Below are 26,495 nucleotides of genomic sequence, written 5' to 3'. Positions count from 1 at the left end.
GGGTGTATCTAAGTTCTTTATTCACCGCGCTTTCTTCTTAGTGTTACTGGTTCGCCAGCAATTCCCCAGTTGTCTGTGTCTACTTCGTCTATAACTACTATTGTCGTGGCAGGATTTTTATTTAACACATTTTCAAGTAGTGCTGTTACACCTTTTATAAGCTCTGACTTTTGTTGTGATGTTACATTTTCTTTCGTTACTTTTATATTTACGTAAGGCATGTTTCTTTCTTTTATCTATAGGTTCAACTTTTGAATTTAATGGCGTTTATTGTAGCTCAATTTTTTGCGTAATTAATTCTTCTCTTAGTGAATCAAGATTATTTTCAAGTAATAGCAAAGTTTTTTCTTTGAATTCAATAATTTTTTCATCAAATTTATTGGCTATATATACAGTATCGTTTGTTGGACCTCTTTTACTTAATTTTTCTATAACCAGTCCTGAATACTTATAAAAGTTGCTTACCCCAGCTAATATTTCAGGCGGTGTGGTTAATAATGCGGGCGAAGATTTGAGAGATTCCCACACAAAATATTCTGGATGATTTTGCCATTGACTGTTTTTACTATAGCCACTTTTGCCGTTACGATAATTTTTAATAATTTCCTCATACACGTCGATGTTATTCTCAAGCTCATTATGAAGTGAAGTACGTACGTAATAACTGTCACGATCTGCTCTTACGGCTTCAAATTGTATTGCCGTCTCAAGTGCAGCGTGAGCCGCCAAGTACACACCTAGAACGGTAGAAAAAACTACAAAAAAGTTACCTATCCAGAATTCCCAATTAGCCTTACCTATTCGAGTTTTTGCTTTGGTAAATACCCTCCTAGGTGAGAGCAAAAATAACAAAGACATACATCCTCCTTTACGAGTAAGGTATTATTTTATATCCAAATTTAAAGGTCTGGTTATACTTTAATCAGTATTTGCCATGTTTTAATACGACGAGCTGTAAGTTATAGTCTTGCTGCGGCCTGTGTCAGTGCCCATGTGACGAAATGCTGTGAACTCCGCCAGGCCTGGAAGGGAGCAACGGTAACAGTTGCTTCGGGTACAACGGGATTGCTGGCACAGGTCGCACTATATAATAAGTTAATTGCACATCATTAAATTTCGATCTAAATACGAATTTCAAACCATCATTAAATGAGTTATCAAGCATTAGCGCGTAAGTGGCGGCCTAAAAATTTTACTGAAGTGGTTGGGCAAGGTCATGTGGTAAAAGCATTAGCAAATGCGCTAGACCAAGAAAGAATTCATCACGCATATCTATTTACTGGTACTAGAGGGGTCGGTAAAACCACTTTGGCGCGTATATTTGCAAAGTGTTTAAATTGTGAGCAAGGCATGACTTCTTCACCGTGTGGAACCTGTGGTTCATGTGAGGAGATCGACGCAGGAAGATTTATTGACTTGATTGAAGTGGATGCCGCATCACGTACTAAAGTTGAAGATACAAGAGAGCTTCTGGACAATGTTCAATATAGTCCCACACGAGGTAATTTTAAAGTCTACTTAATTGATGAAGTGCATATGTTATCTGGGCACAGTTTTAATGCATTGTTAAAAACTTTAGAAGAGCCGCCGCCTCATGTTAAGTTTTTGTTGGCAACTACAGATTCGCAAAAATTACCTATCACTGTTTTGTCCCGTTGTTTGCAATTTAATCTTAAACGTCTATCAAATGATGCCATTACTACGCAGTTAAAAAAACTCTTGCAAGCAGAAGAAATTTCTTTCGAAAAAAATGCTTTGCATGCATTAGCACGTTCTGCTGATGGCAGTATGCGTGATTCTCTCAGTTTGTTAGATCAAGCAATCGCTTATAGTGATGGCAATGTTACGGATATAGCCATACATGAAATGTTAGGCACAGTGCCTAGAGAGTTTTTGCATAAATTGATGCAAGCATTAGCAAATTCAGATTCAGCCGCTATCATGCAAGCAACACAAGAGTTAGCGCAACTTTCGGCAGATTTTAATGGTTTATTTGTAGATATAATAGAAGTTTTGCATCAAGTGGCGTTGTCACAAGCAGTGCCGAGTATGCTAGAAACGTTAGAGTTTGATGCGGCACTTGTAAAAGAGTTGACGGGTAGTTTTAGTCCTGAAGATGTTCAGTTGTATTATCAAATTGCATTAATTGGTAAGCGAGATTTGTATTTGTCTACTACACCGCAAAGTGCATTAGAGATGACATTATTGCGAATGCTGACGTTTAGGCCAACGGAGAGCACGAAAATAAAAATAGATGTGGCTCCCTCTCCTGGCAACACGTTAAAAAAAACAGATACGACGCAGAAAACAGAAAAAAAAATTAAAGAAAGTTCTGAATCTAACAAAGCGGGAAAACCCAACAAAAATGCATCGCTGAAAGATCTAAGTGAAAATAATGAAGAATGGCCAAAGTTAGTCGAAAAACTTGGTTTACAAGCAGTTTCTTATTCGCTTGCATCTAATTGCAGTATAGAGTCTATAACGGATGAAACGATCACCCTGCATCTAGCATATAAACACGAAGGAATTGCTACCAAAGGTGCTCAGCAAAGATTAGAAAAAGCTTTGCAAGAATATTTTGGCAATGAACTCAAATTAATTATCGAAATTTCTTCGAATCAGCTTGAGACTCCAGCTAAAAAGAAAGATCGAGCAAGAGAAAAAATACAATCACAAGCAGAGAAAACTGCTGAGTCAGATGAAGCAGTAAAGGCGTTAAAATCACAATTCGGCGCAGAAATTATTGAAGGGTCAGTGAAGCCATTATAAATCTAATCGATATAGACGCAATATCTGAGTATATGTGAAACCCATTAACAATTATTTCTATGAATAAATGGATGAGATAAATAGGTGAAATTATGAAAGGTGGAATTGGCAACTTAATGAAGCAAGCGCAGAAAATGCAAGAAGACATGCAAAAGGCGCAGGATGAACTAAAGAATTTAGAAGTAGAAGGGCAAGCGGGTGGCGGTTTGGTTAAAGTTACTATGACAGGCAAGCATGCGGTCCGTAGAGTTCAGGTTGACGATAGTTTATTGAAAGACGATAAAGAAATGTTGGAAGACTTAATTGCTGCAGCAATGAACGATGCTTCCAATAAAGTTGAAGAACTGACTAAAGATCAAATGTCAGGGTTAACGAGTGGATTAAACTTACCACCAGGTATGAAGCTCCCGTTCTAGAATTTTCGCTAAGTAAATAACATGTCATTTGGTTTTTCAGGTAATGGTTCGCAGCCCCCAACGCTTTTGGACGCCCTGATCGAGTCTTTAAAGTGTCTGCCTGGTGTAGGTCCTAAATCTGCGCAAAGAATGGCATTTCATTTATTGCAACGTAATCGTGATGGCGCAAAAAATTTAGCTGATAACCTTAACAAGGCTGTAAAAGAAATAGGACATTGTGCTAACTGCCGTACTTTTACAGAGCATGATTTATGTGTAATTTGTAATGATAATTCTCGCTTAATTAAGCAGATTTGTGTGGTTGAGAGTCCAGCAGATGTATTCACTATTGAAAAGAGCACTGATTATAAAGGTATGTATTTTGTTTTGATGGGTCGCCTTTCGCCACTGGACGGGATAGGCCCTAAAGAACTTGGTTTAGAAGTGCTTGAAAAGCGTCTCACTGAGCAGAATATTGAAGAGATGATTCTGGCAACCAATTCAACGGTTGAAGGTGAGGTAACAGCGCATGTGCTGAGTGAGATGGCGCGTAAGCAAGATATTAAAACAACTCGCCTTGCACAAGGTGTACCGGTAGGAGGGGAGTTAGAGTTTGTAGATCAGAATACGATTGCACAAGCGTTTAACAGCCGCAAACATTATTGATAATTTTCTTCTTTTATATTATCCATCATTTTTAAATACGATTCATAACGCTGCTTATTAATTCTATTTTCTTTAACTGCTTCGAGTACTGCGCATTTAGGTTCTTGTATGTGTATGCAATTATGAAATTTGCATTCATTTCTAAATTTTTCAATTTCGACAAATCCTTTGCTAATGCTTTTTGCATCAAGTTTAGGCATGACAAACTCTCTTACACCTGGAGAATCAATTAATTCTCCTCCTAAGGGGAGGTCGTATAATGTGGTTGAGCTTGTCGTATGCCGGCCTTGCCGACTTAAGTCTGATATTTCTTGTGTGTCAATATTAATATTTGGGACTAGCGCATTAATTAATGTTGATTTACCGACGCCTGATTGACCAACAAAAATGCACGTTTTATTTTTTAGTAGATTTATTAAGGCATCTAAATTATGAATAGAAGAAAGCTTGCTTGTTGTGACGATTGGGTACGGTAGATTAGTATATTTGGACTGCAATGACTCTATAATTGATAAATGATTTTCTAAGTCAATTTTATTTAAAGTAATAACTACGTCGGAGGGCAATTGCTCTGCTGCAACAATGTAGTGATCGATTAATTCCAATGAAGGCTCGGGTTCAACTGCACAAACTATAATAATAGTATCTATGTTTGCGGCGACTGATTTCTTTGCATATTCGGTTTGTCGTACAAGTTCATTTTTACGTGGCAGGATATTAAGAATTTGGTCTCTATCTTGATCAATTTTGGAGCACTCGACACGATCACCGCAAACAATATGGCTGAATTTTTTAGAAGATATGCAAGTATGTCTGATGCCTTGATCATCTTTAACAACAAGATGTGCACCATGACGACTTACGATCTTTGCGGAGTATTTATTAATAATAGCTTAGGAGTTGCCAGCAATTAAAACTGATAAAATAATTCATTTAAATACTGCTGGACACTGTTGATCTTGTTATTAGACCAATTTAAGCCAAGACTCGATTGGCATCTGTCAACCTGTTTGTTGAGTGCGCCCAAAGAGATTACGTTTCGATCATCACGCGTATATAAAACCGAGCCATCGCCTCCTGTCATGGCTGAATGGCAGGCTATGCAATTCTCTGAATGTAGTGCTGAGCCATCTTGAGCATCAACAGGAACTAAAAATATAGCATTCGCTAAACAGAATAGGGAGATGACTAAGAACTTGAAAGTTTGGCAATGCATTGGACCGCGAGATGGATATAATATATTTTTAGTCATATAGGTATGATATACAAAACTGGTAAGGAAATACTAATGTCTGTGAACGCTGAAAATTTAATTTGGATCGATTTAGAAATGACAGGCTTGGATCCAATGTCGGATCGTATCATTGAAATAGCCACCATCGTTACTAATAAGCATTTAGAAGAATTGGCAGTAGGTCCAGTTATTGCGGTACATCAACCTGCTACTTTAATAGCTGGAATGGATGAATGGAATACCAATCAACATGGTCAATCAGGTTTAATTGAGCGTGTAAGAAAAAGTGAATTCAATGAAGAGCAGGCTGAGAAAGCAACTATTGAGTTTTTGCAGCAATACATTTCAAGCAACACATCGCCTATGTGTGGAAATAGTATCTGTCAGGATCGTCGTTTTCTGGCGCGATTAATGCCGAGCCTTGAGGAATATTTTCATTATCGAAACCTAGATGTTAGTAGCCTGAAGGAGCTAGCAAATCGGTGGTATCCTAAAATTGCTAGAGGGTTTAGTAAAGAGTCTAAACATCTAGCTCTAGATGATATTCGCGATTCCATTGATGAGCTTAAATACTATCGACAAAATTTATTTTCGCAAGTTTGATAACTGGTTTGAGCTACTAGCTCGCGTAAAGTGATTTAGCAATTATTGTCTCAGTTTTTGGATCGAGAATAGTGTCTGTATTTTCTAAGTTAGGGTCTGCGTCAGGGTAATCTAACGTATAATGCAAACCGCGGCTTTCTCTTCTACTTAATGCGCTACGTATAATTAAATCTGCAACTAAGGTTAAGTTTCTTAATTCAATCAAATCACTGCCGACTCGGAAATTACTATAGTACTCATCAATTTCTGAGCTGAGTAAATCTGCGCGATGTTTTGCGCGTTGCAGACGTTTGTTGGTGCGTACAATACCAACGTAGTCCCACATAAACCTTCTTAGTTCATCCCAGTTGTGAGCGACAACAATTTCTTCATCTGGCTCCGTTACTCGGCTGGCATCCCATGGTGGAATTTTTACGGAGGGGATATTGTCAATGCCTTTTGTATTAATCAATTCACTTGTTGAGGATGCAAATACTAAGCACTCGAGAAGCGAATTACTCGCCATGCGATTTGCGCCATGTAATCCTGTGTGTGTGGTTTCGCCGATTGCATATAAGTTTTCTACATCAGTTTGGCCTTTCAGATCTGTCATCACGCCACCACAAGTGTAATGTGCAGCGGGAACAACTGGCACAGGCTCTTTCGACATGTCGTAGCCTAGTTTTAAACAACGGGCATACACATTGGGGAAGTGTTCTTGAATAAACTTTTTCGGTTTATGGCTTATATCTAGATATACACAATCTACACCCATTTGTTTCATTTTATAGTCGATTGCACGTGCCACGATGTCGCGAGGTGCTAGTACACCACGGGAATCAAATTCATGTGCGAATTCCGCGCCATTAGGCAGTAATAATTTTCCGCCTTCACCGCGTACTGCTTCCGTAATCAAATAAGATTTTGCGGTAGGGTGGTATAAACAGGTTGGGTGAAATTGCATGAATTCCATATTGGCAACACGGCAACCTGCGCGCCACGCCATCGCGATACCATCACCCGAAGCCCCATCAGGATTACTGGTATATAAGTACACTTTGCTAGCGCCGCCAGTAGCTAAAATGACATGCTTTGCTTTAAAAGTTTTAACTTGATTGTCATGCGTATTTAGTACATAGGCACCAACACATTGATTGGCTTTGTCGCTAGCTCTTCTTTGTAAATGTTTGTGTGTGGTAATTAAATCAATTGCAATATGATGATCAAACAATTCAATGTTACTTTTATCCTGGGTATTTTTAATCAGTGCGTTTTCAATTGCCCAGCCTGTGGCATCTGCTGAGTGTACGACTCGTCGATGGGTATGACCGCCTTCGCGAGTGAGGTGTAAATACTTCTTTCCATCTCGACCAGTTTCATAGGTAAATTCGACCCCTAATTCTTGTAACCAGGTGATCATTTCCTTGCCGTGAGAGACGGTGTGCAATACGGCCGCTTCATCGCAAAGCCCAGCTCCAGCATCCAAGGTATCTTCCACATGCTGTTCAATCGAATCCTCACTATCCATCACCGCAGAGATGCCACCTTGTGCCCAGGCAGTGCTGCCATCATCCAGTGGACCTTTTGAGATCACAGCTATACGGAAGTCGTTTTGCAAGCGCAAAGCGAGGCTCAGCCCAGCTGCACCACTACCGATAATTAATATGTCAAAATCATGCATATACAACGACTAAATCCGTATTATTTTCCTGTTTCTGGACTACTTTTGGTCTAATAGAGGCCATTGTGGCATAGAAGGGTGATCTGGTTAACAAAACTACACCACTTAGCGGTAGAATCCCTTCCTGAGCAAGGGATGTAGAACTCTTCACCAATAACATTGTCATACAGTAGCAATCCTATATATAAGATTGCACGTACAGGAGTTTGGCCCTAATGGGCGAGAATAATAACGATAAGGAGCTCGTAAAGAGGGCTCAGAAAGGGGATAAAGTAGCGTTCGATGCGCTGGTGACCAAGTACCATCTGAAGGTGGTTAACTTGGCGACCCGCTTCGTTAAGGATAAAGACGATGCTCAAGATGTAGCACAGGAAGCTTTTATTAAAGCCTATCGTGGTTTAAAAAACTTTCGCGGCGATAGTGCTTTTTATACCTGGCTGTATAGGATTGCGATTAATTCAGCAAAGAATTATCTGGTTTCGCAGAGTCGTAAGACACCTACCTATGCCGTGGATATAGAAGATGCCGAGCATATTGAGTCAGCAACTGCGTTGAAAGAGTACGATACGCCTGAGGGCAATATGCTGACCCGCGAAATAGAAGAGACAGTCTATCGAGCGATAAAGGAATTGCCTGAAGACTTGAAGACCGCAATCACACTGCGTGAGTTAGAAGGAATGACTTATGATGAAATTGCATTAGTGATGGAATGTCCAATTGGTACCGTTAGATCAAGGATATTTCGCGCACGTGAAGCAATTGATAAACATCTTAAGCCACTATTGAGCTAATTAGACTGAGTAAATAGCTTAGACTAAATATGGAATGAATATTATGAAGGAAATAGATCAAGAGTTACTGTCAAGAATTTTAGATGAAGATGTATCTGAATTTGAGACACAACGTATCTTAAAAGAAATGCAGTCAGACAATGAGCTTCGCGTGAAGCTGCATCGTTACAATTTGATTGGGCATGCTATGCGAAATGAGCTGCCTAAACAAATTGACCAAAACTTTGTTCATAATGTTATGAGTAGGTTGGATGATGAAGATATGGATGTGCCAGAGCTTAATGTGGTAATTAAATCTGAAAAAGACTCAGGTCGATTTAAAACTGCAATTGGTTTGGCGATTGCTGCTTCAGTTGCAGTGGTTTCTTTTGTGTCGTTTCAAAACTATATGCAAACTAAAAATGAAATAACTCCTGCAGCTGTCGTTGCGGATCGTGTGGTAGAAGAGAGTGATATACAACGTGTTAGTAGTGAAGATTTACAGAACTTTATTTCAAATCCAGAAGCAGCAGCGAGTTTCAATAGCTACATAATGAATCACGCTGAGTATGCGTCTCCACGTGTTTCTGTTCCGCATGTCAGAATTGTTGGCTACGGCAAAGACGAGTTAGAAACAAAAGATTAAGTTACCAATGATTTTATTACGATTACCCATAATTCTGCTTATAACTTGCAGTTTTTCTGCTGTATCGGTGGGTGCTTCCGAAATTGAAATGCAGAATTTGCTAAGCAAAATGAATAATACGCTGGAGAGAGGTAACTACGAAGGTACTTTTGTTTTCATGCACAACGGAAATGTTGAGACTATGAGCATTGTGCATGGTTATTCCGATAATGGTGTGCGAGAGAAGCTTGTTTCACTTACAGGCGATGCTCGAGAAGTCATTCGTGATCAGGATGTGCTAACTTGTATTTGGCCGCGTGATAAATTAGTGGTAATTGAAGCAGCTAGTGAGGCGCATGGACTGCCATCATCCTTGCCTACTGACATAAACGAATTAGCCTTTCATTATAAATTAACCGATGTTGGTCAGGCGAGAGTTGCGGGGCACAACTGCACCTTAGTTCGTTTTGAACCGCTAGATGATCTTAGATATGGCCATGAACTTTGCGTAGAGGCTCAACAGGGTATGGTTTTAGAATCTAAGACCTTCGACGCCAGTGGTAAAGTAATCGAAAACATGATGTTCACTAGTTTTCGCATGCGCGAAACTGCGCCCGAAAAATTATTTCAACCAAGTGTGCATTTGAATGATTACACCTGGAAAACTGCGAGTGTTGAGCTCAATGGCGAGTTGCAACCTGATCGGGCATGGAAAATTGAAGAGTTGCCCCCAGGGTTTTCGCTACGAAGCGTAACCAGTAGATTGATGAGTGCGAGTAATAATCCTGTGCAGCATATGGTGATTACGGATGGTTTAGCCTCTATTTCAGTATTTATCAGCAAGGTAGATGATCCAGAGCATATGTACGAAGGAGCGCATAAACAAGGTGTAATAAATGCTTATGCCAGAGATCTTAACCAACATCAAATTACAGTGGTGGGAGAAGTTCCGCAAGGTACAGTAAAGATGATTGGTTCATCTATTATCTACACGCCTCTTAACTAAATAAATATAAATAATATTTAGATTAAACTTTTTCAGTTTTCAAATTGTCTAGATATCTTTAGAACATGTATATGAGTTTTTTGCTCAGATACGTAAGTAATAAAAAATATAAATAAATCACAAAGCCAGAACGGAGAGTAGCTAATGAAGAATAGGAATGTTTTTATTGGTTTATTAATAAGTTTTTTTATTTTAATTTGCACTGTCTCAACCAGTGCAGTAGCCCGCTATAATTTACCCGATTTCACAGAGCTCGTAGAAGAGCATGCTGATGCAGTGGTGAACATAAGTACCAGTAAGCAAACCGAGGTTAAAAGAGGTTTGCCGCCTAGAGTAGAAATCCCTGAACTTCCTGAAGGCAGTCCATTCGGAGATTTTTTTGAAAAGTTTTTTGGTGAGCATGGTGGTAATGGTGGGGAGGAATTTTTTAATTCGCGCTCATTAGGCTCAGGATTTATTATTTCAAATGATGGCTACGTAATTACAAATCATCATGTTGTTAAAGGTGCAGATGAAATTATTGTAAAGTTAAGTGACCGCAGACAATTGGTTGCTGAAATGGTAGGTAGTGATCCGCGCAGTGACATAGCGTTGCTTAAACTAGAAGGAGCTAATTTTCCAAGTGTACAACTTGGTGATTCAGATGCGGTGAAAGTTGGGCAGTGGGTATTGGCTATTGGATCACCATTTGGATTCGATGCTTCAGTAACTGCAGGGATTGTGAGCGCTAAAGGTAGAAGTCTTCCGAGTGAGAATTATGTGCCATTTATTCAAACCGATGTGGCAATAAATCCAGGTAATTCTGGTGGGCCACTGTTTGATCTTGACGGAAATGTTGTAGGAATTAATTCGCAAATTTACACACGTTCAGGTGGCTTCATGGGATTGTCGTTTGCGATTCCAATTGAAGATGCCATGGATGTGGTTGAACAATTGAAAACTAACGGTTATGTGTCGCGTGGTTGGTTGGGCGTCTACATACAAGAAGTCACACGTGAACTTGCTGAATCCTTTGGAATGGAAAAACCAACCGGTGCATTAGTAGCAAAAATATTACCAGAAAGTCCTGCGCAAGATACTGATATACAAGTGGGTGACATTATTCTTAGTTATGATGGTGAGGAGGTTAAGAACTCTGCATCATTGCCGCCTCTCGTCGGGCGTACGCGTGTTGGTGGCACTGTCAAATTGAAATTAATGCGTGATGGGAAAACTAAAAATATAAAGTTAAAAATTGGCCAACTGCCTGAAAAAGATCAATCTCTAGCAAGTAAAGATGCACCTGAAGAAGAATCTGAAAATACTGTCTTTGGTTTGGTGTTACGTCCATTAACTGACGATGAAATGGAAAGTTTAGAACTTGAGAATGGCGGTCTACTCGTTTTAGATGCCCAAAGTGGGGCAGCGAAAGCTGCAGGTATACGCAATGGTGATGTTGTACAGATGATTAATGGTGAACCTGTAGAAACGGTTGCTGCGTTCTCGAAATTGATGGACGATCTACCGGAAGGTAAATTCATATCTATATTAGTACAACGCTCTCATGGGCCAGAATTTCTGGCAATGAGAATTCCCGAGAAAGAATGAGAAAACGAAAAAGTAGTGTCCCTAAAGAGATAAGTGCTATTAATTAATTGTAAGAATGCTAGGAAAGGTTAGTAAAAGTTACTAAAAATAAGCGATAATTAGACCTGTTATTTAATCGTATAAAATTCACACAGGTCTTAAGGAAAACTCCTACACTAATCTATGGAGCGAATTCGCAACTTTTCTATCATTGCACATATTGATCACGGAAAATCTACTCTAGCAGATCGTTTTATTCAGCACTGCGGTGGCTTGTCGGAGCGTGAGATGAGTGCACAAGTGTTAGATTCAATGGATTTAGAGCGTGAGCGTGGTATCACCATTAAAGCTCAGAGTGTGTCGCTCGACTATAAAGCAAAAGATGGTCATACCTATCAGTTAAATATAATTGATACTCCTGGTCATGTGGACTTCTCATACGAAGTTTCTCGTTCCCTTGCGGCTTGCGAAGGTGCGCTGTTGGTCGTAGATGCTTCTCAAGGGGTAGAAGCGCAAAGTGTTGCTAACTGTTACACCGCTATCGACCTTGGCTTAGAAATACTCCCAATACTAAATAAGATGGATTTAGATTCTGCTGATCCTGATCGCGTTTCTGAAGAAATTGAAGATGTTATTGGTATCGATGCAACTGATCCTTTGCTGGTCAGTGCAAAAACAGGTATTGGTGTTGAAGAAGCTCTTGAAACGATAGTGCAACGGTTCCCAGCGCCAACGGGTGAAGTTGATGCGCCACTAAAAGCCTTAATTGTAGATTCTTGGTTTGACAGTTATGTAGGGGTTATTTCTTTAGTACGAGTGATGCAAGGAGAGATCAAACCAAAACAAAAGATAACTGCGATGTCTACCGGGCGAAGTCATCAGGTTGAAAAGGTGGGAGTATTCACACCAAAACGAAAAGAAAGTGATAGTTTAAACACTGGACAAGTGGGCTACATAATTTGTGGGATTAAAGATATTACTGCAGCTAAAGTTGGTGACACCTTTACGAATACTTCTAATCCTGCTGAAGAAGCGCTTGGAGGTTTTAAAGAAGTGCAACCGAATGTATTTGCTGGTGTGTTTCCTGTTAACTCTGAAGACTATGAGTCATTTCGTGATGCATTAGATAAACTAAGTTTGAATGATTCTGCTTTTAGTTTCGAACCAGAATCATCTGATGCTTTGGGCTTTGGATTTCGATGTGGCTTTCTTGGAATGTTGCATATGGAAATTGTGCAAGAACGTCTTGAGCGAGAATACAGTTTAGATTTAATTACTACTGCACCTACTGTAATTTATGAAGTGCATACTTCAGATGGCGAGGTGAAAAAAATTCATAATCCATCCGATTTGCCAGAGATTAGTAAAATAAACGAAATTCATGAACCAATCATTCATGCTTCAATTTTAGTGCCACATGATTATGTCGGCAATGTAATTACTTTATGTATCGAAAAACGTGGTGTTCAGAAAAATCTAAATTACCATGGCAATCAAGTTTCTATTAATTTTGAGTTACCGCTGAGCGAAGTAGTGTTAGATTTTTTCGATCGACTAAAATCTGTAAGTCGTGGTTATGCGTCATTTGATTATCACCATGCTAAATTCCAAGTAGCGCCATTAGTAAAGTTAGATACGCTCATTAATGGTGAGCGTGTTGATGCGCTTTCGTTAATTGTGCATAAAGATCAAGCAGCTAATTTTGGAAGAGATCTTGCAGTTAAAATGAAAGAGATAATTCCAAGGCAAATGTACGATGTGGCTATTCAAGCTGCAATCGGTTCGAAAGTGATTGCCAGAACAACCACTAAGGCTTTGCGTAAGAACGTAACTGCAAAGTGCTATGGAGGAGATATAACAAGAAAGAAAAAATTACTAGAAAAGCAAAAAGCAGGTAAAAAACGAATGAAACAAATCGGTAGAGTAGAAATACCTCAAGAGGCTTTCCTTGCGGTATTGCGTGTTGAAAAGTAGAAAATAAAAGTAATTAACTATGTTGGTGAGTAAGACATGTTAAAAAGAATTTTATTTGTACTAATGCTTAGCTTATATGCGGTAGCATGTAATGCTGATTTCATAAAAGTTACTTTGTTAGGTACGGGTAGTCCTCGTCCAAGTGTAGAACGTAGTGGCCCTGCAATATTGGTCGAAGTTGGGGGGAAATATTTGCTTTTCGATTCGGGCCGCGGTGTAGTGCAACGTTTGCAGCAACTCGATATCCGTATTTCCGATATACAACATATATTTATCACTCACCTCCACTCAGATCATATTTCAGCTTTAGATGATGTATGGCTTACAGGCTGGATTTATCAACGACCTCTGCCACTTAATATTTATGGCCCAAATGGCACAAAATCTTTTGTTGATCATTTAGGACACTCCTACTCTTATGATGTGCAATTACGAAACCAATATTCAGGGTTAGATATCAATGCTGGAGCTGTAGCCACTAATGATATAAAACCAGGCGTAATTTTTTCTGAAGATGGCGTTAAAGTGACAGCATTTCTGGTAGACCATAGACCTGTTGATCCGGCATTTGGTTACCGCATTGATTTTGGTAAACGTTCAGTAGTCATCTCTGGCGATACAACTTACTCACAGAGTCTCGTAGACCACTCACTTAAAACAGACCTTTTAGTGCACGAGATAATGGCTGTTAAAAGTGAAATACTAGAGAATAATCCTCGCCTGCAGAAAATACAGCGTTATCACACCAATCCTGAGCAACTCATAAAAGTGCTAGACAGCACAAAACCTCGGGCAGCGGTAATGACACATGTAATTATTGTGGGAACTCCAGAGGAAGAAGTATTAAAGCAAGTCAATGATGGTTACGAAGGTGAGTTGTATATGGGTGAAGATCTTATGAGTATTGAAGTAGGTAGTAGTATAAAAGTGATACCATATTCAAAAATGTAGTGATGTCTAATATGCAACTTGATTATACAAAACCATTATTAATGGGGGTCTTAAATGTAACCCCAGACAGCTTTTCTGATGGTGGCATGTATCCATCTTCTAAAGATGCAATTACCCGTGGTTTGGAAATGATCGAACAAGGTGCAGACATTATTGATATTGGAGGAGAGTCCACACGACCTGGGGCAGAACGCGTTAATGCTACGGAACAAAAAAGAAGAGTACTAGATGTGATAGCTGGTTTGCGTAAGGAAATCCCTCAGCATATACACATTAGTATTGATACAACTTTATCGGAAGTGGCAAAAGCGGCATTAGAAGCAGGGGCTACAATGTTGAATGATGTGAGTGCTGGACGTGAAGATGAATCTCTATTAAAACTCGCGGCGAGTTGCAATGTGTCTATTTGCTTAATGCATATGCAAGGCGACCCTGGAACCATGCAAGATAATCCTAGTTATGAGAATGTAACGCGTGAAGTATCTGAATATTTACTCGAACGTGCTCAGCATGCAGAAAGTTTAGGGGTTGAAAAATCTAATATCATTCTTGATCCGGGAATTGGCTTTGGTAAGCGCACTCTGCATAATTTAGAGTTGCTACGAGATCTTAAGAAGATTGTAGAGTTAGGTTACCCTGTGCTACTTGGAACAAGTCGCAAACGATTCATGGGTGAGATTTCTAATCGTGAAGATCCGAGAGAGAGAATGCCTGCAACCTGTGCAACTACCGCGCTTGGAGTTTTAGCTGGTGCAAATATTTTTCGTGTACATGATGTTTGGCAAAATCGCCAAGCATTAGATGTCACACAGGCAATTCGAGACTGTTGATCTTGCGCTTCTCTAGAACCTAGGGTCAGGCGAATACTCCCAATACCTTTTGTAAAAATGAAAAAATATATTTTTATTACTATGCGTTGTAAAAGCTTTTAATATAATACATACGAAAAGGATTAGAGCTAACCAATTCATTGACCCTCCGCCCCCTGAAAATCCTGGGCGATATGCAATTTCTACACTTTTATCTTGCTTAATACGTTCCTTGAAGCTGACTAATTCATCTTCAAGATTTATAGATAAGTTATTTATTGCTGTAGCGAAACTTTTTTGTCTTGCAGTACGAAGTTTTTCTGAACTATTAATCAGTGTTGATTTTGCGATAACCTCATCCGTACCTGGCGCGCGCAACAGCAATTTATGGCTTTCAATATCAAAAATTGCCACATCGACAAATGTATTAATGTCGTTTTTGCTTCCGTTGATGAAGTATGCGCCAACGATAGTCCAATATAGAATTGAAGCTCGTGTGTCGTCAGTGTAAATAACTTGGTCATATGAAATTAGAGCTATGGTATCTAACCCATATAACCGTGCTACTTGATCAACACTGTCAAATCCATGATTGGAACGCATATAAGTTTCGGGAATGATAATGATCTCATGAATATAGGTTTTGTCTTCAAATGAGGTTTTTACTTTATTAAGTAATTCGGATTTATGTGTAGCGGTTAGCGCAATTGAATCGTCTGCATGACTAGGAACAAATGCAACACCAACTCGCAAAGGTAGTTCTAATTTAGGTGATTCTTCTTTGAATTCGGGCGGAGTCTCACCTTTAGGGTATAAATATTCAACTAGGCTGGAAGATACTCCACGGCGCATACCTTGGTCGGTAAACTGTTGCATGAGTGTAGTGCATGAAGAGAGTAGTGTGACTGCACCGATCCCAATTACTATTGACAAAATACGATACAAGCGCATCTTAATTTCCTTAAGTAAGTTTTGTGAGTAATAGTAAACTTGCTTAAAGAGGTTTCAATAAAAATATAAGAAGTATAATTATTTAATACTATGAGTTTATATGGAGATACTTTTCGTGATTATGTGAAGGTTCCGTAAATAAAGAGTGGCGAGGGAAATTAATCAACAGTTTCGTTAATTAGTTCTTCTTTCTGTTTTCGGCTTAGCTTTTTAATTTCAGCTTCACGAGTGCTTGCACTACTACGTGTATGTTCGTTTTCTATATACACAAATTTGACTGGTTTTCGACCATTGAAAAATTTAGCACCTTTGCCATCCAAATGTTGCTTGAAACGTTTTTCAATATCAGTAGAGATTCCTGTGTAATAGGATTGATCGTCTGCTTCAATGATATAAACAAACCAATTCATATTAAAGTGATCCTAGTGCCTTACTTAATATAGGCCATACATTTTCTAATATTACGGGTTGAGCATCAGCGGTAGGATGTAATCTATCGGCTTGTAGGAATTCATCTTTCAATGCAATACCATCAAGAAAAAAAGGTACTAGCGAGATATCACATTCACTGGCAACATCAGAATAAACTTGATGAAAGGCCTGTGTATATCTTTCTCCATAATTAGGAGGTAGTTTTATACCTAAGAGTAATGATGTTCCTGAAACACTGCATTGTTTCACCATTTGTTCTAAGTTTTGTCTCATGAGAGAGGTAGATTGGCCTCGCAAGCCATTATTGGCGCCAAGCTCAATAATGCATAGTGCGGGATTATATTTTTCTATCAATTTGGGGAGACGTGCTAGACCGCCTGCGGTGGTTTCTCCACTAACTGAAGCATTGACTACATTCCATTGCCCGTCTTCGCTATAGTTATCCAAACGATTACGCAAAAGATTGACCCAGCCATGTTCAATCTCTATGCCATAGGCAGCACTGAGGCTGTCACCTAATACCAAAATGGTATTGTCCCTGACATGGTCATGGGCATGACATAAATTAAAGGCAGCCAGAAGGGTAATCAGGAAAGTAATAATTACAATACGGAGAAACGTCATTTCAAATTCATCTGTTATTCGTTGTAGCCAAGTTAGCAAAAATGTCTCTACGGAAGAAGGGCCAATTTCAATTTTGGAAGAGGTTAATCTTCAGGTGAGCGAAGCAGAGGCAGTTGCTGTAATTGGTCAATCTGGTTCGGGTAAAACAACCCTGCTTAGTATGTTAGCAGGCCTTGATATTCCGACCACAGGAAGTATTGAATTGTTCCATCATAAGCTTGAAGAGTTGAGTGAAGATGAGCGTGCAGCACTTCGCAATCAATATGTAGGCTTTGTATTTCAAGCATTTCATCTACTGCCAGGGTTTACGGCATTAGAAAATGTAATGCTGCCACTTGAAATCAATAATGATGCTCAAGCAAAAGAAAAAGCAACATCATTATTAGACCGCGTTGGTATGAGTCATAGAAATAATCATTATCCAACAACACTCTCGGGTGGTGAACAACAACGGGTAGCCATTGCGCGCGCATTTTCGACAACACCACCATTACTGTTGGCAGATGAACCAACCGGTAATTTAGATAGTAACACCGGATCTAAAATTATTGATTTATTATTTGAGCTTAATCAAGAACAAGGTACTGCATTGGTATTGGTCACTCATGATGAGTCGTTAACGAAACGCTGTGATTCCTGTTATCGCCTTGATGGAGGTAAATTACATCAAGGTCAATTACATAAAGACTCTTCTCTTAAAGACAACTTGCATAAAAATCAATAGTCATGTTTACATTTTATAACAACCTTCTAGTCAGGCAACTTCGCCAAAACTCTATGCGTTTGTTTTGTATAGCGGTAGCCATTGCTTGTGCAGTTACATTTAGTATTACTTTACTAGGAGACCGATTAGAGAAATTATTTAATAGTCAGGCAAAAGAAGTCATTGCGGCAGATCTAGTGTTTCAATCCACAACAGATTTAAGTGATGAACAAAAAGCGGTTCTGGAATCATTTTCTCTTAGTAGTGCAAAGACGCTCACTTTTCAGACTATGGCTATGGCCATGACTAATTCAAGTACTAATGATCAAGTAGCAGAAAAAGAAGCCTTTCTGTTATCAAGTGTTAAGGCAGTTTCGAATAGTTATCCTTTGTTGGGCGAGCTTCAGGTGTCTAATCAACTTTATGGAGATCCGCAAGCTACTCAGGAAGTGCCTAAACAGGGTGAGGTGTGGGTAGAAGATAGAGTATTAAATGAATTGGGACTCTCATTAAACCAACATCTCAACGTAGGTGAAACATCTTTCAAAATATCTAAAATTTTAGTGTATGAGCCCGATCGAGGGAATAGCTTCTATAGTTTTACCCCGCGCATAATGATGAACTGGGAAGATGTAGCCGCTACACAAATAGTACGCCCGGGAAGCCGCGTAAAATTCCGTTACCTGTTTACAGGTGAGGCGTCCAAGTTACAAAGTTTGCAGCAAGAGCTTGAATCTAATTTACAACTGAATCAGGAATTCATCACAATCGATGCTGCAAATCAAACATTGGCGAATACACTGAATCGTGCCTACCGATTTCTGCACATCACAGCACTCATAGCAGTGTTGCTCGGTGCAGTTGCAGCGGCACTCGTCAGTTACCAATATGCAAATGAAATGACTTATCAATATGCGCTATTACGCTGTTTAGGGCTGCAAGGGAAAAGAATGATTGCTGCAGTTGCAGTACCTTTTGTCGTGTTTAGCTTAATCGCAGTAGTCATAGGTTTAATGATAGGCGGTGTGGCGCATATCATTATATTAAGAAGCCTGGGTGACCTGATACCGGAAACGTTGCCTGCTGCAAGCATCCAACCATACTTGCTGAGTGCTTTTACGGCACTGGTAGTAGTGGCTAGCTTTGCATGGCCATTTTTAAATAAGCTTTTAAAGACTGCTCCAAAACTATTGCTCAATCGTACAGAAACGCAGCAGCAGCCTATTATATTTACAATAGCAATAATGCTAATGGGCTTGTCGACCATTGTTTACGTGGGCACGCAAGAGGTAAAGATTAGTTTGTATATCATTGTTGTGTTATTTCTATTTGTCTTACTTGCATACTTTGTAACAAAATACTTCATTAGTTGGTTTTCAAAATATAGTGAATCGAAATCAGTGTCGACAAAACTTACTGCAAGAAGTCTAAAGGCGAATCGTCGTATGGTGATTGTCCAAGTAGTTGGTATCGCAATTACTTTTTTCTCACTAGCGCTCATCTCAACCATTCGAGATGACTTAGTGGCCTCATGGCAATCTAAAGTACCCGATAATGCGCCAAATATATTCGCCATTAACTTATTTGAGAATGAAAAGTTGTCATTTCTTGAAAAAGTAAAAGAACAGGGCCTGGAGCATAGTCCATTGTATCCAGTGGTAAGAGGCCGTTTAAGCGCAATCAATGATCTGCCGATTCGAGAATATGCCAGTAAAGAAACGGAACGCCAAGACGAGTCCTTAGGAAGGGATCTAGCGCTGACCTGGAACAAACAATTACCAAAAGATAATAAAATTATACGCGGTGAATGGCATCGTGATTGGTATATCGAATCTAAAAATAAAAATACTGCTACGGTTTCGGTAGAAGAAGGTCTAGCAGAAAACCTGGAAATCACATTGGGTGACAAGCTTTCATTCACAGTAGAAACACAAGTAGTAGAAGCAGTAGTCACCAGTATTCGTTCAGTAGAGTGGGAGTCTTTTACACCTAATTTTTATATGATCTTCTATCCAGGTGTATTAGATGGTTTGCCGGTTTCTTATATGGGAAGCTTGCATCTAGATAAACAACAACGGCCAATATTACGAGATTTTGTAAAACAGTTTCCGAGTGCTACTTTTTTTGATGTGGATTTCTTGTTAAATCGAATTCGTGGTATTGCTCAAAAAATTAGCTATGCGGTTGAAACCGTATTGTATTTTGCTTTGTTTGCAAGTGTATTGGTGTTTGTCTCAATAGAAATGATTCTGCGTAAGAATAGATCTTACAGTACTGCAATTTTTAAAGCAGTAGGGGCAGATACAAAGTTGGTGCAAAAAGTTTTCCGTACCCAGTTTCTTCTAATTGGGTTCATTGCAGGGGCAATTGCTTATCTATTGAATTTAGTAATCAGCTTTGTCTTGTCTAATTACCTAATAGAAGGGCAGTTTGTCTTTAATCCTAAAACGGCAATTTTGTGCTTGATGTTAGCGCCTTTGTTAGTATTAGTGGCAGGATATGTGTCCATTCAACGTACTAAACAAATGCCGGTTAAGAGATTGCTGGCAGAAAGTTGATGGTTATATAAAATGTCTGCTTTCGGCCAAAAGAAGATATTTATATAGTTAAAAAGTGACTGCTTTATATATCTTTCCCTGTATGGGTGGTGTGTCTTGTGGTTCAGCATTTTTAAATGTAATAGGAATAGTTTTACAACCTTTTAAAGAGTATTTTGAAGTGTTTGGTTGCTCATGGAGACTCAATTGGCAAGTGTCGTGCTCTTTTTCTGTGATATGGAAATGTAAATGGGGTCTATATTCAGTATAACCACTACTACCTGATATTCCGATAATCTCGCCTTGTTTAACCTCATCGCCAATTTCTACAAATACACCTTTTGTATTCAGATGAAGGTAGACTGCAATAGTTCCATCTTCATGTTTTATCCCAATCCAGTTTGTTTGCGAGTGGTCATTGGTATCATTAGGGAACTGTTCATCGAGATTGATTACTTCGCCATTCCTTACTGCCGTTATATCTCCACCTATTGGTATAGGGAAATCATAGGAAAATCGTAAGTTATATTCACTTCTATGTGTATGTAATCCACAGTTCCCTTGAGTCACGGTATATTCTTTCCCGATTGGGAAAGGTAAAACATAATCAGATTTATCTGCAAGCGTGTAGTCCGACATCATACAGCCTGGTGTTTGGCCAATTATTTCATCATCATTCGAACTAACGCTACTTATTGAAAGTAAAATTAGCGGCATGACTAAAAGTGTTTTATTCATAATCATCTAAACCAATTTTTTCATAAATATATACCAATCTGAAACTAATTAGATGTGATATATGTTACTTGAACTATTTTAGTGTATTATATTTTATAATGTCTGCTTTGCATCGTAAGCGGACAATTTAGCAAAAATAATAATAATTTGATGCATCATCCCTGATGCTTCTCATATGCGTACAGTCGCTCCCGACATCCTGTCTCACGCGACACTTGTGCATCCTGCACATCGTCCATGTACTTACTATGGTCAATGATTTGGGTCAGGTATACTACTGTGAGGCAGATGAAGAAGACCAAGCAGATGGAAACTGGAAGCTAGTGAATCTTGATCTGCATGCTATAAGCCTATTGCATTAATTAAAGTTAGAGATCTTATGATCAAAAGCATGATTAATGAAGTTCTGTCACATATTAAAAGCTGATCGTAAACTCTATGCAACCTAAAGTCTTTTCGGATAAGCTCCAAACTTCACCCGAATCAATAGAATTTCAGGATACCATGGCTGTAATTGAAACAGCTTATGCGTATACACCTACTGCATTTACCAATGGAAATCTTGTTAACCAAGCTGGGGAAAATGAAGGTTCTTGTAAACTTTTTGCTTTTGCAAAATTAAATAACTTTGATGAAGAAAAAACACTCGCTTGTTTTGGTGTGTACTACCGTGAGGATGTATTGCAAAACCCGGATAGTAATAATCACCAGAATATCCGCAACTTCATGAAAACAGGGTGGGCAGGTATAACGTTTGATAATGATGCCTTAGCTAATAAATGAAACTCCACTCAGAGTCATGTGAGCAGAACAAAAAACCGATTTTAGAAGTACTGCAAGAAGTATTTAAAGACCGTAAATCGGTACTAGAAATAGGCAGTGGCTCTGGGCAGCATGCTGTGTATTTTGCCAAGCATTTACAACACCTGAATTGGCAACCCAGCGATCGCGCGGAAAACCTACCTAGTATTCAAGCTTGGGCCGTAGAAGCGGCTCTATCTAACCTCAAGGCACCTGTTGAGCTGGATGTACTTAATCAACCTTGGAATATTCAAACGGTAGATGCGCTCTTTACTGCAAATAGCTTACACATTATGTCATGGGCAATGGTGGAGCGGTTTTTCAAAGGAGTGGGTGAAGTATTGGCACCGTCTGGGAAACTGTTGATATATGGGCCATTTTCCTATGCTGGGGCGCATACCAGCCCTAGTAACGCCAGATTTGACCAATATTTGAAGCAGCAGAACCCTTTGAGCGGCGTTAGGGATTTTGATGATCTAAATGATCTTGCCAAGCAACAGGGGCTTGCTGTTATTAAGGATTACGCAATGCCTGCCAACAATCGATGCTTGTTATGGGTGAAGGACTAGTGCTGTAGGCTACCGCTCGTCTAGTCTTCTACTCCAAATATCACCAACAGAGAAATGTGACGTAGTTCACATTAGACAATGCGCCTTCCTAATCTGATCTTTTTAGAGAGATATTTTTATAACCTAAAGTATGGAGTTGGAAATGGAAGCGTTATTAATTATTGCATTGCAAATAACAGTTGTTGGATTAACGCTAGTAGGAATGTGGCGTCTAATGAAAGAGCGTGATGGTTATCATGATTCTGAACTTAAGCGTCATCACTAAATACTAAGCCCTTCCCTGAGTAAAAAAACCCGGCGTATGCCGGGTTTTTTTGTTTGCTTAAAGTAATGTTTCTTTATATTTAATTATATCGTTTACGAGTACAGCTTTTATGTCTGATCTTCCATACTTATCGATTGCAACACGGATATCTACCACTTGATCGTTGTCTCTTCGCTCAAGTTCAAGCCCTTCATATTCAGGAACAAAATAGTTTTCTATTCCATATTTTATCTGTAAATTTGTAATCTCATCTGAGGTTTCAGTTTCTTGATTCCAAGAATGTTGGCTGACATATTGTATTGTGCCTTTCAGGTATAGATCGTTTTCTTGTGGTGCTTCATGAGTTACAGATTGAGGAACCCAATATTTTTTCTGTTTTTTTAATGTAACGTAAATTACATCGTGCTTTTTAAACTCATCGTCACCTGTAAGTTCTGAAGGTTTAAGATTGCTAATTGAGTAATTTAATCTTACATAGTCACCGCGGAATAGAGAGCGAGGGTCAATGGGTTGGGTTTCTAATAGAACGGGTGTTCCTGTGCTTAGGGTCCATTGTTTCATGCCGATCATGGAGCATAAAAATAATGTAAATAGGATTAATATAAATATTATTTTTGAAACCATGCTAAATTACCTGCTTAGAGCTGCTTGCAATAGTTGCAGTTAACTTTCTACGTTGTTTTTCGAGAAAATATCCTCCTATAATAAGAATTATCCCTCCTGCCATAAAGAAGAATGAGCGGTTCAATAAACTCCAAAATGTATCAAAGTACCGAGTTATTAATGCTAATGCGAAGAATAAGAATGCTAAGTTAATGAGTGTACGGTTATTGGTATGCGTACCTGCAAATAATAACCATATCATTCCAGCAAAAAATAATAGATTTAATGCGATAGCCATCCAGCCACCGTAATTTCCTGCAAGAAATAAATTAAAGATAATCAGTAACACAACCGCTGCAATTAAAAACTGACCATAAATAAGATATTTTGGTTTTTCTTTAGTGGTAACTCTTGATCGGTGCCATATTGCTAAAATAACTAGCAGTACTAATGCGGAAAATGTTAATGCCAGCCAGACAGTTGAAGCTTGTGTTCTAAGATGGTCATCAAAGTATCTGAAGCCTCGTTGAATTTCAGGGAAAGTGAGCATATAAAAACTCAGTAATGCAGCGAAAGCGCCATAGTTCTGAAGAGGTTTGGCAAAATAATTGAGTTGATTCGTAGTGGCACAAAGCATTCCAATCAAAAATAATGTTAAATATAGTACAAAATAGAGTTGTACTAGATAAATCTGCGTGATTTGTTGGTCTCTATAATCAATCCCGAAAAAACTATAAATGCTCCATATGATTAATGCGATCAAAGCTAAGTGCAGTGCGAAATTCCAGCGGCGAAAATAAATTAGCGGCAAAAAGGTCACCCAGATTGCCAAGTACCAAAAATGAATATGATTAAATCCAAATGTTTCTAATGATGTCCATAATACTGATAAAGCAATAGTCAAAACCAACACTGCATGAGATTTCATAAGATATGCAGTAACTAAACCTCCTAAAGCCCAAAATAGTACGCCATTGGGGTAGTGTTCATCGATATGATAAATTTGTGCAATAAGCATAATGTTGGCGCCAAAAATTATGACTCCCAGCACGAGTAATGCTTGCCCTAACATGGGTGATTTATCTGTTTTTAAAAAGTATCCTGCGCAGGCAAATGAAACGTACATGGCGCTGAATAACAAAATAAGTTTTGTGATCTTAGCCATTTCTGCCCAATTTGCAGCAAAATAGGTAATGATTCCTGATCCGAGTAATAATACGCCTAGAACTGCGATACCAAATGCGAGCAGGTTAAATCTGGACTCTGAACTTCCTACGTGCTCTAGGATTGACTCGCTATTTTGCTTGGTTACCCAGCCTTTTTCTTCCCAAACAGGTAATTCTTTTTCTAGAGATTTTTGAAATTGTGCATGTTTCATATATATGCTTTCTAAGTATTTACGATGATTATTTAACTTATAAGTTTAAATGTATAGAGCTAGAAATTGTGAAAATGAATAGTGTTTATAGATGATATATGAATTTAGTTATAATAAAACCATGTCTAAGGTAAATTATTTTTAACCTTTATGTGAGGGTCTTGCGATGTCATATAAAACAGTTGTGCTAGTGATTCATGGGATGGGAGATACACCGCGTAATTATGCTGAAAAATTAGAAAAAAAATTATCTAAAAAGGTAGGCAGTGCATGGCCGAGTGTTTATTTTGATTCTATCTACTATGCGGATATTTTTCAAAAACACCAAAAAGATATTTTTACCAGAATAAAAGCAACAGATGACATTGATTGGATAGCTTTAAGGAAGTTTCTCTTGTATGGGTTTTCTGATGCTGCGGGTTTAGAACGTAGAGCGAGCCAAGCAGGAAGTCCATATGAGCAAGTGCAAGATAGAATATTGGATGCGCTAGATAAGGCTTATGATGCAGCAGGCCCTAATGTGAAAATTGTTTTAATGGCACATTCATTGGGTTGTCATGTAATTTCAAATTATATTTGGGATGTGCAATCTAAACAGACCCAACTTGGCGCGTGGAGAGAAGGGGGATTCGATGATTCTCCAGTAGGGTCTGATTTAGACAAGTTTCGAAGATTGAAAAACTTAAAGTTACTTTGTTTTACAGGTTGTAATATACCAATCTTTCTTGCTGGAATTCCACATGGAAAAATAAAAGCTATTTCTTCTAGCAGTAAAGGATATTCATTTAAATGGAAAAACTTTTATGATCCTGATGATCCACTAGGTTGGCCGTTAAAGAACATATCGACTAGGAATATAAAAGAAAGCTTTAAATATGAAGTGAATGAGGATAATGCGGTTAATGTAGGTAATTTGTTAAATAATTGGAATCCATTGAGTCATAATAATTATTGGTCAGATAATGACGTGATTAATCCAATTGCAGATGATATTAAACGACTAATAGGATAGCGTTTATATTAAAAATTATCTCTGTAAAGGTTTAAATATACCAAATTCCCAATTACGCATCGCAAGCACTAGCGTAACGCCATTTCGTTCAAATATATCTAATGATGAATCTTCGTTATTTAGATCGTTAAATTCTCTGCTTAATCGCTTAAGTTTGCGTTGAAATTCACCATTTGAAAGTTTAGATAACATACCATTTAAAACGATTAATGTTTCCTCTTCTTTTTGAAAACTGCTTTTGAAGTATTCTTGACCGATATTCTCTTGAAAAAATCTTTGGATAGGTCCGTTTTTTCTCCAACTAAAGTTCGGTGCTATGAGTAGTTTAATTTTATTTTTAGGTAAAAGCTCAATCACTTTTAGCTTATCAAGCTGCGCTAGCTTATGAATACATTCCGCTTCAGTTATTTTGTAACGCTCTACCATATTCTCGAATAACCATTTATTTAAAGCACAAACAGTGACCAGTAATAAAAGTAAGTCGTCGGCAATTACGCGTTCTTGTTCTTCAGATAGCTGCTCTAGATGAAATTGCGATTCATTCATTTGTTGAACGAGATCTGAAATCTGCATATCCAGCATCTGGCATACGGTTTCCAAACGATTTAAAGAGAAGCTATGTTGTGAAAACAGCCGCTTTACGCTTGCCTCAGTCAAATTTAAGGCCTTAGCTACATCTACATAAGTTTTGTCTTGAGCCTTCAAGCAGGACTTCAGTGTATGAATGAGTGCTTTGGTTTGTGCCATATTTTAACCTGCCTAATTTAATGATTCCTCTATAAGTATTAAAATATAATACTTAATGTTCAATATATAGCAACTATTATCAAAATAGTTTAACTATACGATTCTTT

The 26,495-nt window shown here is 38.5% G+C and carries 28 protein-coding genes and 1 other RNA gene; 17 read left to right on the top strand and 12 right to left on the bottom strand.

All coding sequences use genetic code 11. The features are described from left to right. Positions 1–17: 17 nt before the first annotated feature. On the bottom strand, positions 18–221 hold the full coding sequence (locus GKR92_05155) for a 2-hydroxymuconate tautomerase family protein (protein ID QMU61121.1): 204 nt from the start codon (positions 219–221) through the stop codon (positions 18–20). A gap of 46 nt (positions 222–267) precedes the next feature. Further along, on the bottom strand, positions 268–858 hold the full coding sequence (locus GKR92_05150; GenBank protein QMU61120.1) for a hypothetical protein: 591 nt from the start codon (positions 856–858) through the stop codon (positions 268–270). Positions 859–980: 122 nt separating this feature from the next. Here GKR92_05150 and ffs point away from each other — a divergent pair. The 4 genes from ffs (at position 981) to recR (ending at position 3,830) form a co-directional block, all read left to right on the top strand. Next, positions 981–1,077: signal recognition particle sRNA small type (gene ffs / locus GKR92_05145), an RNA gene on the top strand. Positions 1,078–1,149: 72 nt separating this feature from the next. Then, entirely contained in the window at positions 1,150–2,769 is a 1,620-nt protein-coding gene (locus tag GKR92_05140; protein QMU61119.1) for a DNA polymerase III subunit gamma/tau, read from the top strand. Between the two features lie 89 nt (positions 2,770–2,858). Continuing rightward, entirely contained in the window at positions 2,859–3,185 is a 327-nt protein-coding gene (locus GKR92_05135) for a YbaB/EbfC family nucleoid-associated protein (GenBank protein QMU61118.1), read from the top strand. Positions 3,186–3,206: 21 nt separating this feature from the next. Further along, positions 3,207–3,830 carry a recombination protein RecR gene (recR, locus tag GKR92_05130; GenBank protein ID QMU61117.1) on the top strand — a complete coding sequence of 208 codons (624 nt, stop codon included), beginning with the start codon at positions 3,207–3,209 and terminating at the stop codon, positions 3,828–3,830. Here the strand turns inward: recR and rsgA are convergent. Then, entirely contained in the window at positions 3,824–4,720 is an 897-nt protein-coding gene (gene rsgA, locus GKR92_05125; protein ID QMU61116.1) for a ribosome small subunit-dependent GTPase A, read from the bottom strand. The genes recR and rsgA overlap by 7 nt on opposite strands. Positions 4,721–4,740: 20 nt before the next feature. Then, positions 4,741–5,082, bottom strand: coding sequence for a cytochrome c (locus GKR92_05120; GenBank protein ID QMU61115.1), 342 nt, complete (start codon positions 5,080–5,082; stop codon positions 4,741–4,743). Between the two features lie 36 nt (positions 5,083–5,118). On the opposite strand from GKR92_05120, the gene GKR92_05115 reads away from it, so the two are divergent. Further along, positions 5,119–5,667 (top strand): oligoribonuclease, encoded by a 549-nt coding sequence (locus GKR92_05115; protein ID QMU61114.1) that lies wholly within the window; start codon positions 5,119–5,121, stop codon positions 5,665–5,667. Between the two features lie 16 nt (positions 5,668–5,683). On the opposite strand, the gene nadB is transcribed toward GKR92_05115, so the two are convergent. After that, positions 5,684–7,327, bottom strand: a complete 1,644-nt coding sequence (gene nadB, locus GKR92_05110) for an L-aspartate oxidase (GenBank protein QMU61113.1) — start codon at positions 7,325–7,327, stop codon at positions 5,684–5,686. Between the two features lie 215 nt (positions 7,328–7,542). Here nadB and rpoE point away from each other — a divergent pair, with 215 nt between their 5' ends. The 7 genes from rpoE to folP all read left to right on the top strand — a co-directional run bounded on the left by rpoE (position 7,543) and on the right by folP (position 15,049). Further along, positions 7,543–8,118: an RNA polymerase sigma factor RpoE gene (gene rpoE / locus GKR92_05105; GenBank protein ID QMU61112.1), complete on the top strand. Its 576-nt coding sequence runs from the start codon at positions 7,543–7,545 to the stop codon at positions 8,116–8,118. A 34-nt stretch (positions 8,119–8,152) separates the two neighbouring features. Further along, entirely contained in the window at positions 8,153–8,743 is a 591-nt protein-coding gene (locus tag GKR92_05100) for a hypothetical protein (protein ID QMU61111.1), read from the top strand. 7 nt (positions 8,744–8,750) lie between these two features. Next, entirely contained in the window at positions 8,751–9,728 is a 978-nt protein-coding gene (locus GKR92_05095; protein QMU61110.1) for a transcriptional regulator, read from the top strand. 144 nt (positions 9,729–9,872) lie between these two features. After that, positions 9,873–11,315: a Do family serine endopeptidase gene (locus GKR92_05090; GenBank protein ID QMU61109.1), complete on the top strand. Its 1,443-nt coding sequence runs from the start codon at positions 9,873–9,875 to the stop codon at positions 11,313–11,315. 162 nt (positions 11,316–11,477) lie between these two features. Continuing rightward, on the top strand, positions 11,478–13,268 hold the full coding sequence (gene lepA / locus GKR92_05085; GenBank protein QMU61108.1) for an elongation factor 4: 1,791 nt from the start codon (positions 11,478–11,480) through the stop codon (positions 13,266–13,268). A 36-nt stretch (positions 13,269–13,304) separates the two neighbouring features. After that, positions 13,305–14,219, top strand: a complete 915-nt coding sequence (locus GKR92_05080) for an MBL fold metallo-hydrolase (protein ID QMU61107.1) — start codon at positions 13,305–13,307, stop codon at positions 14,217–14,219. Between the two features lie 11 nt (positions 14,220–14,230). After that, a complete protein-coding gene (gene folP / locus GKR92_05075; protein QMU62714.1) occupies positions 14,231–15,049 on the top strand; it encodes a dihydropteroate synthase in 819 nt (272 codons plus the stop codon). Between the two features lie 12 nt (positions 15,050–15,061). Here folP and rhlP read toward each other — a convergent pair whose 3' ends face one another. The 3 genes from rhlP to GKR92_05060 all read right to left on the bottom strand — a co-directional run bounded on the left by rhlP (position 15,062) and on the right by GKR92_05060 (position 17,035). Continuing rightward, a complete protein-coding gene (gene rhlP / locus GKR92_05070; GenBank protein ID QMU61106.1) occupies positions 15,062–15,979 on the bottom strand; it encodes a rhombotarget lipoprotein in 918 nt (305 codons plus the stop codon). Positions 15,980–16,137: 158 nt separating this feature from the next. Beyond that, positions 16,138–16,389, bottom strand: a complete 252-nt coding sequence (locus tag GKR92_05065; protein QMU61105.1) for a GIY-YIG nuclease family protein — start codon at positions 16,387–16,389, stop codon at positions 16,138–16,140. A 1-nt stretch (position 16,390) separates the two neighbouring features. After that, entirely contained in the window at positions 16,391–17,035 is a 645-nt protein-coding gene (locus GKR92_05060; protein ID QMU61104.1) for an arylesterase, read from the bottom strand. Between GKR92_05060 and GKR92_05055 the strand changes: the two genes are divergently transcribed. Both GKR92_05055 and GKR92_05050 read left to right on the top strand, forming a co-directional pair. Continuing rightward, positions 17,034–17,759 carry an ATP-binding cassette domain-containing protein gene (locus tag GKR92_05055; GenBank protein ID QMU61103.1) on the top strand — a complete coding sequence of 242 codons (726 nt, stop codon included), beginning with the start codon at positions 17,034–17,036 and terminating at the stop codon, positions 17,757–17,759. The genes GKR92_05060 and GKR92_05055 overlap by 2 nt on opposite strands. 2 nt (positions 17,760–17,761) lie before the next feature. Then, positions 17,762–20,296, top strand: a complete 2,535-nt coding sequence (locus GKR92_05050) for an FtsX-like permease family protein (protein QMU61102.1) — start codon at positions 17,762–17,764, stop codon at positions 20,294–20,296. 48 nt (positions 20,297–20,344) lie between these two features. Here the strand turns inward: GKR92_05050 and GKR92_05045 are convergent, their stop codons facing one another. Then, positions 20,345–21,019: a peptidoglycan DD-metalloendopeptidase family protein gene (locus tag GKR92_05045; GenBank protein ID QMU61101.1), complete on the bottom strand. Its 675-nt coding sequence runs from the start codon at positions 21,017–21,019 to the stop codon at positions 20,345–20,347. 432 nt (positions 21,020–21,451) lie between these two features. Here GKR92_05045 and GKR92_05040 point away from each other — a divergent pair, with 432 nt between their 5' ends. Continuing rightward, the gene (locus tag GKR92_05040) at positions 21,452–21,796 is read left to right on the top strand and encodes a type III effector (GenBank protein ID QMU61100.1); all 345 of its coding nucleotides are present in this window, start codon (positions 21,452–21,454) and stop codon (positions 21,794–21,796) included. Further along, on the top strand, positions 21,793–22,383 hold the full coding sequence (locus GKR92_05035) for a DUF938 domain-containing protein (GenBank protein QMU61099.1): 591 nt from the start codon (positions 21,793–21,795) through the stop codon (positions 22,381–22,383). The genes GKR92_05040 and GKR92_05035 overlap by 4 nt, the downstream gene beginning before the upstream one ends. Positions 22,384–22,705: 322 nt before the next feature. Here the strand turns inward: GKR92_05035 and GKR92_05030 are convergent, their stop codons facing one another. Together GKR92_05030 and GKR92_05025 are read right to left on the bottom strand one after the other, a co-directional pair. After that, positions 22,706–23,272: a hypothetical protein gene (locus tag GKR92_05030; protein QMU61098.1), complete on the bottom strand. Its 567-nt coding sequence runs from the start codon at positions 23,270–23,272 to the stop codon at positions 22,706–22,708. 1 nt (position 23,273) lies between these two features. Next, positions 23,274–24,629 carry a DUF2157 domain-containing protein gene (locus GKR92_05025; protein ID QMU61097.1) on the bottom strand — a complete coding sequence of 452 codons (1,356 nt, stop codon included), beginning with the start codon at positions 24,627–24,629 and terminating at the stop codon, positions 23,274–23,276. A gap of 166 nt (positions 24,630–24,795) precedes the next feature. Here GKR92_05025 and GKR92_05020 point away from each other — a divergent pair, with 166 nt between their 5' ends. After that, a complete protein-coding gene (locus GKR92_05020; GenBank protein QMU61096.1) occupies positions 24,796–25,641 on the top strand; it encodes a hypothetical protein in 846 nt (281 codons plus the stop codon). 15 nt (positions 25,642–25,656) lie between these two features. On the opposite strand, the gene GKR92_05015 is transcribed toward GKR92_05020, so the two are convergent. Further along, a complete protein-coding gene (locus tag GKR92_05015; protein QMU61095.1) occupies positions 25,657–26,388 on the bottom strand; it encodes a helix-turn-helix domain-containing protein in 732 nt (243 codons plus the stop codon). Between the last annotated feature and the right edge of the window lie 107 nt (positions 26,389–26,495).

The sequence above is a fragment of the Gammaproteobacteria bacterium genome (genome assembly GCA_014075255.1).
Lineage (GTDB): Bacteria > Pseudomonadota > Gammaproteobacteria > UBA4575 > UBA4575 > JABDMD01.
Note: the sequence above shows the minus strand (reverse complement) of the source record. Positions and strands in the feature narration are given on the sequence as shown.

Bases quoted from the DNA above. Each gene is read 5' to 3' on its own strand.
- GKR92_05155 (QMU61121.1), bottom strand. From the start codon at position 221: ATGCCTTACGTAAATATAAAAGTAACGAAAGAAAATGTAACATCACAA.
- GKR92_05150 (QMU61120.1), bottom strand. From the start codon at position 858: ATGTCTTTGTTATTTTTGCTCTCACCTAGGAGGGTATTTACCAAAGCA.
- GKR92_05140 (QMU61119.1), top strand. From the start codon at position 1,150: ATGAGTTATCAAGCATTAGCGCGTAAGTGGCGGCCTAAAAATTTTACT.
- recR (QMU61117.1), top strand. From the start codon at position 3,207: ATGTCATTTGGTTTTTCAGGTAATGGTTCGCAGCCCCCAACGCTTTTG.
- GKR92_05120 (QMU61115.1), bottom strand. From the start codon at position 5,082: ATGACTAAAAATATATTATATCCATCTCGCGGTCCAATGCATTGCCAA.
- GKR92_05115 (QMU61114.1), top strand. From the start codon at position 5,119: ATGTCTGTGAACGCTGAAAATTTAATTTGGATCGATTTAGAAATGACA.
- nadB (QMU61113.1), bottom strand. From the start codon at position 7,327: ATGCATGATTTTGACATATTAATTATCGGTAGTGGTGCAGCTGGGCTG.
- rpoE (QMU61112.1), top strand. From the start codon at position 7,543: ATGGGCGAGAATAATAACGATAAGGAGCTCGTAAAGAGGGCTCAGAAA.
- GKR92_05100 (QMU61111.1), top strand. From the start codon at position 8,153: ATGAATATTATGAAGGAAATAGATCAAGAGTTACTGTCAAGAATTTTA.
- GKR92_05095 (QMU61110.1), top strand. From the start codon at position 8,751: ATGATTTTATTACGATTACCCATAATTCTGCTTATAACTTGCAGTTTT.
- GKR92_05090 (QMU61109.1), top strand. From the start codon at position 9,873: ATGAAGAATAGGAATGTTTTTATTGGTTTATTAATAAGTTTTTTTATT.
- lepA (QMU61108.1), top strand. From the start codon at position 11,478: ATGGAGCGAATTCGCAACTTTTCTATCATTGCACATATTGATCACGGA.
- GKR92_05080 (QMU61107.1), top strand. From the start codon at position 13,305: ATGTTAAAAAGAATTTTATTTGTACTAATGCTTAGCTTATATGCGGTA.
- folP (QMU62714.1), top strand. From the start codon at position 14,231: ATGCAACTTGATTATACAAAACCATTATTAATGGGGGTCTTAAATGTA.
- rhlP (QMU61106.1), bottom strand. From the start codon at position 15,979: ATGCGCTTGTATCGTATTTTGTCAATAGTAATTGGGATCGGTGCAGTC.
- GKR92_05065 (QMU61105.1), bottom strand. From the start codon at position 16,389: ATGAATTGGTTTGTTTATATCATTGAAGCAGACGATCAATCCTATTAC.
- GKR92_05060 (QMU61104.1), bottom strand. From the start codon at position 17,035: ATGACGTTTCTCCGTATTGTAATTATTACTTTCCTGATTACCCTTCTG.
- GKR92_05050 (QMU61102.1), top strand. From the start codon at position 17,762: ATGTTTACATTTTATAACAACCTTCTAGTCAGGCAACTTCGCCAAAAC.
- GKR92_05045 (QMU61101.1), bottom strand. From the start codon at position 21,019: ATGATTATGAATAAAACACTTTTAGTCATGCCGCTAATTTTACTTTCA.
- GKR92_05040 (QMU61100.1), top strand. From the start codon at position 21,452: ATGCAACCTAAAGTCTTTTCGGATAAGCTCCAAACTTCACCCGAATCA.
- GKR92_05035 (QMU61099.1), top strand. From the start codon at position 21,793: ATGAAACTCCACTCAGAGTCATGTGAGCAGAACAAAAAACCGATTTTA.
- GKR92_05030 (QMU61098.1), bottom strand. From the start codon at position 23,272: ATGGTTTCAAAAATAATATTTATATTAATCCTATTTACATTATTTTTA.
- GKR92_05025 (QMU61097.1), bottom strand. From the start codon at position 24,629: ATGAAACATGCACAATTTCAAAAATCTCTAGAAAAAGAATTACCTGTT.
- GKR92_05020 (QMU61096.1), top strand. From the start codon at position 24,796: ATGTCATATAAAACAGTTGTGCTAGTGATTCATGGGATGGGAGATACA.
- GKR92_05015 (QMU61095.1), bottom strand. From the start codon at position 26,388: ATGGCACAAACCAAAGCACTCATTCATACACTGAAGTCCTGCTTGAAG.